The following is a 12,672-nucleotide window of genomic DNA, read 5'->3' on the forward strand; positions in this document are numbered from 1 at the left end:
CCAACAAAAGTTTTTGCTTCATCACTCAGAATTCAAACATCTAAATACAAATTTATACCACAAAATTCATCTTCTGATCGTCGTACTGCACGGAAAATCCTTTTCCTTCGAGGTACTCTTCTACCACCTGATACATCTCATCATATCGTCCTTCACAGGCGCAATTACCGAGTGGTTCGATCCAGAAGGATTGTCTTCCACAAGTGTCCCTGAGATGAATTCGGAAATTCAGACCTTTATCTTTAAGAATTCCATTTAATTCTATCACATCATTAAAAGATACATAACTCATTTTAATTCTCCTCTTCTTTACCTAATAAAATGTGTTGCAATTCGTTCTTCTTTCTCCGGAAGTCCAAACTGTTCTTTACCCAAGGCAATACTCTTCATAAGAAATGTCATGTTTCTGGCGAGGACTCTCATAGTCTGCTTTCCTTCTCCATCCTGCTCTGCTTCTCCTGGTATTCTTCCATGAATACTATTCCAATACTGACTGGAAGCAACTGGCATTCCAGAAATTGTAAAGTATTTATTTAACTCGTCAAATGTTGCTGAACATCCACCGCGCCTTGCACAGACAACACTTGCTCCTACTTTCATAGTCTTATCAAATGGTGTGCTGTAGAACAGGCGGTCAAGACAGGCGATCAATGTTGCATTTGCGGATGCATAATAGACTGGACTTGCGATAACCAGTCCATCTGCTTTCTCGAATTTCAAAGCCAGTTCGTTAACTACATCATCATAAACACATTTTTGCTTGGAAGCACATCCTCCACAGGCAACACATCCACGGACAGGTTTATTTCCAACAACTACTGTCTCTACTTCTACTCCATTTTCCTGAAAAATCTTTTCCATTTCTTTTAGTCCTACACTAGTATTTCCGTTTGCTCTTGGACTTCCATTAATCATAAGTACTCTTAATTTTTCTGCCATTATTTCTCCTCCTACGAACATTATTGCCTTATCTTCAAAGTTCTCAGATACTCTTTTTGTTCCGGCGTGATCCGATAGCTTTCGATTGTCTTCTGGATTGTCTTATTATGTGTCCATACATCCATCTTCTGTTCTTCTAGAAATGGAAGAACCTGATCATACTTTTTGGCAAGTGCTGTTGCGAAATACCATGCCCTGGCCATATTTACATAATACTCTTCTGAACGAATTGCGGCAACCTTCCTCGGATATTCTAACTTAAATTCTTCTTCCAGATAATAGCGCATCAGCATATTGATTCCAAATCGGATCGTATATATATGCTCTGATTCCAGCCATCGATCTATCTTTTTGATATAAGAATTCAGATGATTCTTCACTGTTCTGACTGCCAAAAGATCACAGGTTGCCCAGTTATCTATATGGGGCAGAAAGCGCTCCAGTTCTTCTATACAGAGTTCATAATCTTTAATCTGCTCGATCAGAAGCCCATGCAGATTATTCTCTTCATAATATTGATGTGGCAGGATCTTAAGAAACTGCTTCGCCTCTTCTGTCTTCCCGAATTTCTTTGCATAAGTTCGAAGTACAGGGACTCTCACTCCTATCACTGATTCTTTCTCTACTGTTGGCATCAGTTTTGCGTGAAAATCCCGATATTTTAGATCCTGCATTGTAAAAAGGTCCTGCTGCACTTTTGGTATTACTTCTTTTGGAGTCATCTTTATTCACCTGCTTTCTGCTAATTTGCAGTATAACACACACTTTATGCCACTGCAAGTATATAGAACAAATGTTCTTCTGTATTTTATTTCTTTTTTTTGCTATACTTATCTACGTATAAAGTTGCTGCTCACACCCACTATGAACAGTAACTAAAAATTCTCTGACTTTTTTGCTGTTACTGCTCACACTATATATTACCAGCAACACAGATTCGTCAGAGAATATAAGGGAGATAAAAATATGCTGACAGTAATGAAATTTGGCGGAAGCTCCGTGGCCGATTTGGAGCACATCCGCAACGTAGCAAACCGCTGTATCGCAAAGCAGCGCGAAGGCAGCCAGGTTGTTGTTGTCCTGTCTGCTATGGGAAAGACTACAGATAATCTGATCGCAACAGCAAAACAGATCACAGAGCAGCCTTCCCGCAGGGAATTAGATATGCTTCTCACAACCGGTGAACAGGTTTCTGTATCCTTAATGGCAATGACTCTGATTTCCATGGGCGTCAGTGCAGTGTCACTGAATGCATGGCAGGTTCCAATGCATACAACTTCAAATTATCAAAATGCGCGATTCAAGAGAATTGATTCCGAGCGTATCCGTAAAGAGCTTGATGCGAACAAGATCGTCATCGTAACCGGATTCCAGGGAATCAATAAGTATGAAGATATCACAACTCTTGGCCGCGGCGGCTCTGACACAACAGCGGTTGCTCTTGCTGCTGAACTCCATGCCGATGTCTGTGAAATTTACACAGATGTAGACGGAGTATATACCGCCGATCCACGCGTTGTTCCAAACGCTCATAAAATGACGGAGATCACTTATGATGAGATGCTTGAGATGGCCTCTCTTGGTGCGAAAGTCCTTCACAGCAGATGTGTAGAAATTGCGAAAAAATACGGTGTAGAACTTCTGGTATGTTCTAGCTTAAACCACAATTCAGGAACAATTGTAAGGGAGAAAACGAAAATGGAAAAAATGTTAATCAGTGGTGTGGCAGCCGATAAAAATGTAGCCAAAATCCGTGTTGCCGGTCTCGGGAACGAGCCTAGTAGCACATTCCGTCTTTTAAATCTTTTAGATAAGAATAAACTGAACATTGACGTCATGATCCAGTCTCTTGGTAAAGACGGTACAAAATCTGTATCCTTCACTGTTGCAAAATCGGACATGCTCCGTGCTTTGGATCTGTTAAATGAAAGCAAAGACTATCTTGGCATTAAGAAACTGGATTCTGATGAAAATGTTGCCAAAGTTTCTGTCATTGGTGCCGGTATTCGTTCTCATTCAGGTGTTGCTGCAAAGATGTTCGGTGCACTCGCAAGTATTGATGTCAACACAGAGATGGTTACTACATCTGAGATTCGCATCACTGCTCTGATCGATGAAGCCTATGCAGATCTTGCAGTACGTAAACTGCATGAAACTTTCTTTGATTAAAAGTAAAGCAGAATCAAGCGACAGTAAGGATTAATAATTCCCTGCTGCCGCTTGATTTTTATCTTATTTTTGTTCTGAATAATTACATTTGTTTTTTATTTTTCACTGCACATTATGCTTCTTCCTCTAACGACGTTTTTCCGCGCAAACGTCTGTAATAGAATCTTCCTTTTCCAAGAAGAATTGTAAGATAACGAAGTACCGGCTCTGTTGCGATCGCAAATACAACAAAAAGCATGATACACTTTGTTGTCATTCCGCTAATCGCAAACAGCTGATTCAAATAAATACTACAGAATAATAATCCTGCGATACATCCGCCAAGAATCCCTGCACGAAGCTTATTCATCGGTGCACTGATCTTATAGAGGATCATAAATCCTACAATTGCCAGAAGCATCGTTGCTGCTGTTGAGATATCCTGCTCTCCTACTCCAAATGTCTTTCCAAAGACAACCAGTGCCCCAACCGCCAATGCATCTGTAAGTGCTGCCGGGAGTGCTTTCAGGAATACATTCGTCAGGAAATGTCCTTTGATGATATTCTTGTTCGGCTCAAGTGCAAGGAAGAACGCCGGAATGCCGATTGTAAACATACTGATCAGTGATACCTGTGATGGTTCCAGTGGATAAGTAAACATAAATACTACCGAGAAAAGACTCAGCAGGAAAGAGAATATATTCTTAACCAAGAACAGACTCGCCGAACGCTGGATATTATTGACTACTCTTCTTCCTTCTAATACAACCTGCGGCATACAAGAGAAATCTGACTCCAGAAGTACGATTTGAGAAGCCTGTGCCGCTGCCTCGCTTCCTGATGCCATTGCAATACTGCAGTCTGCATCCTTCAAAGCAAGGACATCATTTACTCCATCTCCTGTCATAGCAACTGTTTTCCCAGCCTCTTTAAGTGCCTGAACAAACTGTCGTTTCTGGTTTGGAGTTACACGTCCAAACACTGTCTTCTCAAGAATTGCTTTCTTAATATCTTCTTCTGTCTCAAGACTTGATGCATCCACATAATTCTCAGCATTTTTAATTCCTGCTGTTTTTGCAACCTTGGAAACTGTAACCGGATTATCTCCAGAAATAACTTTCACTTCAACTCCCTGCTCTGCAAAGTACTGGAATGTTTCTTTTGCCGCCTCACGGATTGGATTCGCAAGTAAGATATAGCCCAACGGTGTTACCGGCTCTGTCAGTGCTTTTCCATCAATCTCCGCTGCATAAGTACCAAATACAAGAACACGGGCACCTGTAGATGCAAGCTCTGTGATTTTTTCCTTATGTTGCTCGTAATCATCCAGAAGTACAAATTCCGGCGCTCCAAGAACATATGTCTTATCTTCAAATGTAGCACTGCTGTACTTTGTCGCAGATGAAAATCCTGTCTTGGAAATTGCTTTTGCGCCTGAAGAATGTGTAAAATATTCTTTCATTGCAGCCATTGTGATATTATCGTTTGTCATAGCTGAAACAAAATCTCCGACCATAAGACGAAGAGATCCCATCTTTTCCGTATCGTACTGCTCCGTTGGAATAAGTTCCTGTACTTTCATCGTATTTTCTGTGATCGTACCAGTTTTATCTACACAAAGTACATCAACACGCGCAAGTGTCTCAATACATTTCATATCATGAAGCAATACTTTCTGCTGTGCAAGCCGAATTGAACTGACAGCAAGTGCAACGCTTGCAAGAAGGTAAAGTCCCTCCGGAATCATTCCGATCACAGCCGCTACCATTGACGTAATACTTGAATGGAATGATGCATTCTGGAATACCAGAGACTGTGCAACGAGTATGATTCCAATCGGAATGATTGCCACACCGACGCATTTAACCAATTTATCCAGCGAGCGGATCATCTCTGACTGCTCACCATTCTGCATTTCTTTTGCTTCCAGTGTAAGCTTTGAAATATAAGAATCTTCACCGACTTTATCAAGTCTTGCATGACATTGACCGGAAATAATAAAACTTCCTGACATCAGCTGATCTCCGGCATGTTTTGTAATCTCATCAGACTCACCTGTCAGCAGGGATTCATTTACCTGTACTTCACCTGCACAAACCTGTGCATCCGCACATACCTGCGCGCCGGCTTTAAATATGACAATATCATCAACTACCAACTCTTCTGCATCAATCAACGATCTTTTACCATCTCGCACTACAGTCGCTTTCGGTGCATTTAGCATGGTCAGATTATCCAGCACTTTTTTGGCACGCACTTCCTGTATAATACCAATCAACGTATTTGCAATAATAACCGGAAGAAAGGTCAGATCCCGGAAGGATCCAACCAGACATAACAAAATAGCCAGAACAAGAAAGATTAAGTTAAAGTAAGTAAATACATTCTCATGTACAATCTCTTTCGTTGTCTTCGACGGAGGATCGACTGCCCTGTTTACCCAGCCATGAAGTCTGTGCTCCTGCACCTGCTGTGCTGTCAATCCGACTTTATAATCCGGATTGTAACGGGTTGTCGGTATCCGCTTCTCTATTTCTTCTTCAATCTCTGTTTTCTTGTTTCTGCTTCTTGCCATCTGTTACTTCCCTTCTGCTTCTTCCAACGTCTCCGTTCTCGTCAAAATCTGCATAAATTCTTCTCCTGTAATTGTTTCTTTCTCATACAGGTATTTTGCAAGCTCATGAAGTTTCTTCTGGTTTTTCTCCAAAAGATCCATCGCTGTATCATATCCGTGTTTTACGGTATCTACAACCATCTGATCAATATCTGCTGCTGTCTGCGAGGAACAACTTAAACTGCTGTCTCCTCCCAAATATGGATTGTTCTGCGTCTCAAGAGCAACCATACCAAACCGGTCACTCATTCCATAACGCGTGATCATTGCTCTTGCAAGCTTTGTTGCCTGCTCGATATCATTCGATGCGCCTGTTGTGATAGAATTAAAAATCAGTTTTTCTGCGCATCTTCCTCCGGTCAGTGTCGCGATCTTGTTGATCAGCTCTTCCTGTGTCATCAGATTCCGTTCTTCTGATTCAACCTGCATTGTATATCCCAAGGCACCTGATGTACGCGGAATGATCGTGATCTTTGTAACCGGTGCTGAATTCGTCTGTAATGCTGCTACCAACGCATGACCGATTTCATGATAAGAAACAATTAATTTTTCCTTGGAAGAAAGTACCTGATTCTTCTTCTGATATCCGGCGATAACAGTTTCAATACTTTCTTCAAGATCTGCCTGCGTTACATATTTACGATTCTCTCTGACTGCGCGCAGTGCCGCTTCATTTACCATATTTGCAAGCTCTGCTCCTGATGCTCCTGATGCAGCTCTTGCGATTGCATTAAAGTCAATGTCATCTCCAAGTCTTACTTTCTTCGCGTGAACTTTCAGAATCTCTTCACGCCCTTTAAGATCCGGAAGTTCCACCGGAATACGGCGGTCAAATCTTCCCGGACGGAGAAGTGCCGGATCAAGACTGTCCGGTCGGTTCGTTGCGGCAAGGATCACAACACCCTTAGATGCATCGAACCCATCCATCTCTGTCAGCAACTGGTTCAATGTCTGCTCACGCTCATCATTTCCACCATATCCTGCGTTATCTCTCTTTTTACCGATTGTATCAATCTCATCAATAAATACAATACAAGGTGCTTTTTCATTCGCCTGTTTGAAAAGATCACGTACTTTAGAAGCTCCCATGCCAACAAACATCTCTACAAATTCTGAACCGGAGATTGAGAAAAATGGTACATTTGCCTCTCCTGCAACTGCTTTTGCAAGCAAAGTTTTACCGGTTCCCGGAGGTCCTACAAGAAGTGCTCCTTTCGGACATACTGCACCGATCTCCGTATATTTCTGCGGGTTATGAAGAAAATCCACAATCTCTGTCAGCAGTTCCTTCGCTTCATCTTCTCCGGCTACATCCTGGAAAGTGATTCCTGTTGTAGATTCCACATAAACCTTCGCATTGCTCTTTCCGAACTGCATGAACGGATTTCCTGCTGCACCTCCACCCATCTTGGCCATCATCTTCTTTGCAAGCCACTGTCCTAATGCCCAGAAGATCAAAAGTGGTAAAATCCATACAAGGAAAAAGCTAAGAAGCGGATTCATCTCCTGCTGTGCGACTCTTCCGAATTCACATCCCGCATCTTCCAGACGATTTACCAGATTTGGATCATCAAACGTTGTTGTCTCATAATATTTCGGTTCCTCGCTATTATCTGTAAAATAAATAGTGTCTCCATTCAACTCTACTTTTGATACTTCTTTTCCCTCGACCATAGTAAGAAAGGTTCCATAATCGACTTCTTTCACCTTATTCTTTCCTAGAATATTCGGAAAAAGAAATGTGTTAAGAAGCACGAGAATAATCAAAGCAATCAAATAGTAAAAGATTAATGGCTTCTTTGGTTTCTCGACTTTCTTCATACTGTTGTTCCTCCTATTTTCTAAATTTTGCATGAACTGCCTTTATCATCTGTATAATCGGAAGATTCAATGCTGCAAGACCATACACAGTAAGTAACTGCGACAATGTCAGTGTCTGCACTTTAAAGATGTTATGCAGTCCAGGGACAGTCACGACAAGCGTGATCAGAATCATTCCAATTACAAAAGCACCGATCAGGTAAATGTTATTAAAGACTCTTTTTGTAAATACAACCGGACGATTTGATTTACAGTTAAACCCATGGAACAATCTTGAACAGCAAAGTGTTGCAAATGCCATTGTACTTGCAAGTAGTGCATTACCGTCTTTGTATACAATTGTAAATGCAATCATGACCATGGTACAGATTGATAATCCTTCCAGTCCGATATTGATCAAAAAGTCTTTCGTTAAAATGGATTCATTTATCGGTCGTGGCTTTTCTTTCATCACATTTTTCGAATGTGGTTCCAATCCAAGAGCAATTGCCGGAAGACTGTCTGTCAGCAGATTAATGAACAACAGATGAACCGGTGCGAACGGTACCGGAAGTGCCATCAGTGAAGCATAAAGCACTGCCAGGATTGCTCCAAAATTTCCCGAAAGCAGAAACTGAATGGATGCTTTAATATTGCGATATATATTTCTTCCATTCTCTACTGCTTTAATAATAGTCGCAAAATTGTCATCTGTCAAAACCATTGCTGCAGCGTCTTTTGACACTTCGCTTCCGGTAATTCCCATCGCCACTCCTATGTCTGCCTGTTTCAGTGCCGGAGCGTCATTCACACCATCTCCTGTCATGGATACAATGTTTCCTTTTTCCTGCCATGCACGCACAATACGGATCTTGTGTTCAGGAGAAACTCTGGCGTAAACAGAAATCCCTTCCACAAAGTCTTTCAGTTCTTCATCGGACATTTTGTCAATCTCTGCACCCTCACAGGCTTCGGATTCATTTTCAAGAATTCCAATTCTCTTTGCAATGGCAGCAGCTGTCACCTTATGATCTCCTGTAATCATAATCGGACGGATTCCTGCACATTTACACTCTTCTACAGCAGCTTTTGACTCTTCTCTCGGCGGATCCATCATTGCGATCAGCCCCAGGAATATCAGATGATCTTCATCCTCCAGCGTAAGTTCCGTCTCATCTGATACTTCTTTATAAGCAAATGCAAGAACTCGTAATCCCTCTCTTGAGTATTTCTGATTCTGCTCTTCGATTACTCTTCTTGTCTCTTCTGTGATCTCATGAGTCTCCCCTTTCATCTCAACCCAGTCTGTCCGGTTCAAAAGAACATCAACTGCTCCTTTGACAATCATCGTTGGCACTCCGTTTAATGAATGCTTTGTTGCCATCATCTTACGGTCGCTATCGAATGGATTCTCACTTTCTCTTGGATACTTTACTCTGACTTCTTCCGGGTCAAGACCAAGACTGCTTCCTAAATTAATCAGTGCTGTCTCTGTCGGATCTCCGATCTCTACACCATCAATATTCGTAGAGTCATTACAAAGAATACTGCTGATAAGGAGTCTGCTCTGAGACGGATCCCGGAGATCGATCTTGTCTGCGGAAATGCTCTGGCCATCTACATAATAATGCTCTACTGTCATCTTATTCTGTGTCAGGGTTCCAGTTTTATCTGAACAGATAATGGATACACTTCCCAGTCCTTCTACTGCCTGTAGTTTTCGAACAATTGCATGTTCTTTCGCCATTTTCTGCGTTCCAAAAGAAAGAACAATCGTAACGATTGAACTTAACGCCTCCGGAATTGCTGCAACGGCAAGAGCAACTGCAAAAAGAAATGCATTTCCAATATTCTCACCACGGAAAACACTGATTCCAAACAAAATCGCACAGAATACAAGAATTAAAATGGATAATTTCTGTCCAAACTGATCCAGGTTCACCTGCAATGGAGTCTTCTTCTCAGATGTCGTCTTCAGAAGACTTGCAATTTTACCAACTTCTGTATTCATTCCAATCTCTGTAACTACAAAAGAACCTCTTCCATACGTGAGAAAGCTTCCGGAATATACCATATTAATACGGTCTCCAAGAGGAACTTCGTCCTGTTCAATCACATCTGTCGTCTTCTCGACACCAAGGCTCTCTCCCGTCAATGCACTTTCGTCAACCTTCATGCTTGCACATTCCAGAATACGTCCATCTGCAGGAATATAGTCTCCCGCCTCTAACATAATAATGTCTCCAACAGTAACTTCTGAAGACGGAATCGGGACAACCACTCCATCACGAAGAACTTTTGCTTCCGGACCGGATAATTTCTTCAGACTTGCCAGAGATGACTCTGCCTTTACTGTCTGCACAGTTCCCAGAATTGCATTCATTGTGATCACGATAACAATAACAGCTGCGCTCTCAATATCTCCCATAAATCCTGATGCGATCGCTGCTATAATAAGGATGATCACCAGAAAATCCTTATATTGCTCCAAAAAAATCTGAAATGTTGTCTTCTTTTTTCCTTCAGTCAGTTCATTCGGGCCGTATTTCTTTTGATTTTCACTGACCTGTTCTTTTGTTAATGGTTCTTCCGAGCCATTCACTTCTCTTAAAACTTCTTCTCCCGATAATTGATAATATGCTTTCACTGCCATTCCTCCTAACTGATTATTGGTTACTGTTCACACGATGTGCGACCCATAATCCTGATTAATCTGCAGTGCTAATAAAAAAAGAGACAATTATTGCACCGCTTCTTGCATGCAATAAAAGTCTCACCATTTCATCACGATCCGGATGGACTTCTTCCATCGTATTGACGGCTCGCAAACGCTACTCAAAGCGCCAGTTACTCCCTTTTATTAAAATAAACTATACTCATTTTTCCTGATAATGTCAATAAACTTTATTTTCTTTTTAGGAAATATTTTCAGGATTTTAACATTAAAAGATCGCGGAGCGTTTTTTGCAATTAGGAAAGCACTTTCCTAATATATAAAAAGAATACCTTACAGACATTCTATCCATAAGGTATCCTTTCTATTCTATCAATCGATCAAATGAAAATCTCAATCTATTTTCTTAAATCCTAAACGATTCCCTGAGCTGTCATAGCATCTACAACCTTCTCAAATCCGGCAATGTTAGCACCTACAACGTAGTTGCCCTTGAATCCGTATCTCTCAGCTGCATCAACCATGTTGTGGCAGATGTTAACCATGATGTTTTTAAGTTTAGCATCTACTTCTTCGAATGTCCAGCTCAGACGCTCGCTGTTCTGAGACATCTCAAGTGCAGATGTAGCAACACCACCGGCGTTAGCTGCTTTACCAGGTGCAAAGATAACACCATTCTCCTGCAGATACTCTGTAGCTTCGAGAGTTGTAGGCATGTTAGCACCTTCACATACTGCAATACATCCGTTTGCAACAAGTGCTTTTGCATCTTCAAGGTGAAGCTCATTCTGTGTAGCACATGGAAGAGCGATGTCAACTTTAACATTCCATACTCCTCTTCCTTCATGGTACTCTGAATTCGGACGGTACTTCTTGTACTCTGTAAGTCTTGCTCGGTTAACTTCTTTGATTTCTTTAAGAGCTGCAACATCGATTCCTTCTGGATCGTATACCCATCCTGTAGAATCGCTTACTGTAACAACTTTAGCACCGAGTTCCTGTGCTTTCTCAGTTGCGTAAATTGCAACGTTACCTGAACCAGAAACTGCAACTGTCTTACCTGCAAGCTCAATACCATTGAGTTTCAGAAGTTCGTCTGTCAGATACAGAAGACCATATCCTGTAGCCTCTGTACGAGCAAGAGATCCACCATAGGAAAGTCCTTTTCCTGTAAGAACTCCTTCATATACTCCACGGATTCTCTTGTACTGTCCGAACATATATCCGATCTCTCTTGCGCCTGTACCAATATCTCCTGCTGGAACATCAGTATCAGCACCAATATATTTGCAAAGTTCTGTCATAAAGCTCTGGCAGAATGCCATAACTTCTCTGTCAGATTTTCCCTTAGGATCGAAATCAGATCCACCTTTACCTCCACCGATTGGAAGTCCTGTAAGGGAGTTTTTGAAAATCTGCTCAAAACCGAGGAATTTGATAATACCAAGGTTTACAGATGGATGAAGACGAAGACCTCCCTTGTATGGTCCGATCGCACTGCTGAACTGTACACGGTATCCTGTGTTAACCTGTACCTGACCCTTGTCATCTACCCACGGTACACGGAACTTAATCTGTCTCTCAGGCTCTACCAGTCTCTCAAGAAGAGCTTCTTTACGGAATTTTTCTTCATTTGCTTCAATCACAACACGAAGAGACTCCAGTACCTCTTTTACTGCCTGATGGAATTCCGGCTCAGCAGGATTCTTCTTTACAACTAAATCAATCACTTCATCAACGTATGACATCTTAATTACCTCCTAGAATAAATAGATTGGGATTTCTATCTCCCTGATACTATTGTATCTTTCGTCAACTAATGTCTTTTCTAAAACAAGAAAAACAGACTGACAAGCAATCTGTTACCCCAGACACCGTTGTCTACTCGTTTATTTTATAAGCTAAATGAAAGATTGTCAATCATTAATTGCATTATTTTAAAGTTTTATCACTTTAAGTTGATAAAACTGCATGAACTAATGTATCAAATTGCAATTTTCAGCATATTTAAGGTTATATGTCGAGTAAACAGATAGGGAAATGGTGGTTATTCATAAGATAACCTGCATTTTTAGCCGCAGTGCGCATCCTAAGCGGAGCGTTTTTTATATGTGAGGAAAGAACTTTCCTAACATATAAAAAACAGAGTACTGTTTCCAGTACTCTGTCCATTTGCACATATTAGTTATATTTACGTTTTCTAGCAGCTTCAGATTTCTTTTTACGTCTAACGCTTGGTTTCTCGTAGTGCTCTCTCTTACGAATCTCCTGCTGAATACCAGCCTTTGCACAGTTTCTCTTGAATCTGCGTAAGGCGCTATCTAACGTTTCGTTTTCTTTAACGATTACATTTGACATAGTCTCACACCTAACCTCCCCTCCAGCCTTGTATTGTGCATCATACGACTGTTCGGGTATATTTATTGCACTGGATATTATTATAACATATTTTTTCAAAACGTCAACTGCTTTTTATGATTTTTACCGATTTTTTTAT

Annotated in this window: 9 protein-coding genes; 1 reads left to right on the plus strand and 8 read right to left on the minus strand. The window is 41.1% G+C overall.

Features of this window, described 5'->3' with window-relative positions; all coding sequences use genetic code 11:
• Positions 1–52: 52 nt before the first annotated feature.
• The 3 genes from LI126_RS10255 to LI126_RS10265 are packed head-to-tail and all read right to left on the minus strand — an operon-like array spanning position 53 to position 1,661.
• Positions 53–292 carry an RDAC family protein gene (locus LI126_RS10255; protein WP_015529121.1) on the minus strand — a complete coding sequence of 80 codons (240 nt, stop codon included), beginning with the start codon at positions 290–292 and terminating at the stop codon, positions 53–55.
• A gap of 17 nt (positions 293–309) precedes the next feature.
• A complete protein-coding gene (locus LI126_RS10260) occupies positions 310–939 on the minus strand; it encodes a flavodoxin family protein (RefSeq protein ID WP_015529120.1) in 630 nt (209 codons plus the stop codon).
• Between the two features lie 20 nt (positions 940–959).
• Positions 960–1,661: a DNA alkylation repair protein gene (locus LI126_RS10265; RefSeq protein WP_227165316.1), complete on the minus strand. Its 702-nt coding sequence runs from the start codon at positions 1,659–1,661 to the stop codon at positions 960–962.
• 244 nt (positions 1,662–1,905) lie between these two features.
• On the opposite strand from LI126_RS10265, the gene LI126_RS10270 reads away from it, so the two are divergent.
• Entirely contained in the window at positions 1,906–3,108 is a 1,203-nt protein-coding gene (locus LI126_RS10270) for an aspartate kinase (RefSeq protein ID WP_015529118.1), read from the plus strand.
• A 112-nt stretch (positions 3,109–3,220) separates the two neighbouring features.
• On the opposite strand, the gene LI126_RS10275 is transcribed toward LI126_RS10270, so the two are convergent.
• From LI126_RS10275 to rpsU, 5 genes are all read right to left on the minus strand, one after another.
• Entirely contained in the window at positions 3,221–5,662 is a 2,442-nt protein-coding gene (locus LI126_RS10275; protein ID WP_227165317.1) for a cation-translocating P-type ATPase, read from the minus strand.
• Between the two features lie 3 nt (positions 5,663–5,665).
• On the minus strand, positions 5,666–7,522 hold the full coding sequence (gene ftsH / locus LI126_RS10280) for an ATP-dependent zinc metalloprotease FtsH (RefSeq protein ID WP_227156810.1): 1,857 nt from the start codon (positions 7,520–7,522) through the stop codon (positions 5,666–5,668).
• A gap of 13 nt (positions 7,523–7,535) precedes the next feature.
• On the minus strand, positions 7,536–10,148 hold the full coding sequence (locus LI126_RS10285) for a cation-translocating P-type ATPase (RefSeq protein ID WP_227165318.1): 2,613 nt from the start codon (positions 10,146–10,148) through the stop codon (positions 7,536–7,538).
• A 440-nt stretch (positions 10,149–10,588) separates the two neighbouring features.
• Positions 10,589–11,923, minus strand: a complete 1,335-nt coding sequence (gdhA, locus tag LI126_RS10290) for an NADP-specific glutamate dehydrogenase (protein WP_055172668.1) — start codon at positions 11,921–11,923, stop codon at positions 10,589–10,591.
• 433 nt (positions 11,924–12,356) lie between these two features.
• Complete coding sequence (gene rpsU / locus LI126_RS10295) at positions 12,357–12,533, minus strand: 30S ribosomal protein S21 (protein ID WP_004054229.1); 177 nt, start codon at positions 12,531–12,533, stop codon at positions 12,357–12,359.
• Positions 12,534–12,672 lie beyond the last annotated feature (139 nt).

Source organism: Mediterraneibacter sp. 210702-DFI.5.30 (assembly GCF_020560115.1).
GTDB classification, from domain to species: Bacteria; Bacillota; Clostridia; order Lachnospirales; family Lachnospiraceae; genus Mediterraneibacter; species Mediterraneibacter faecis.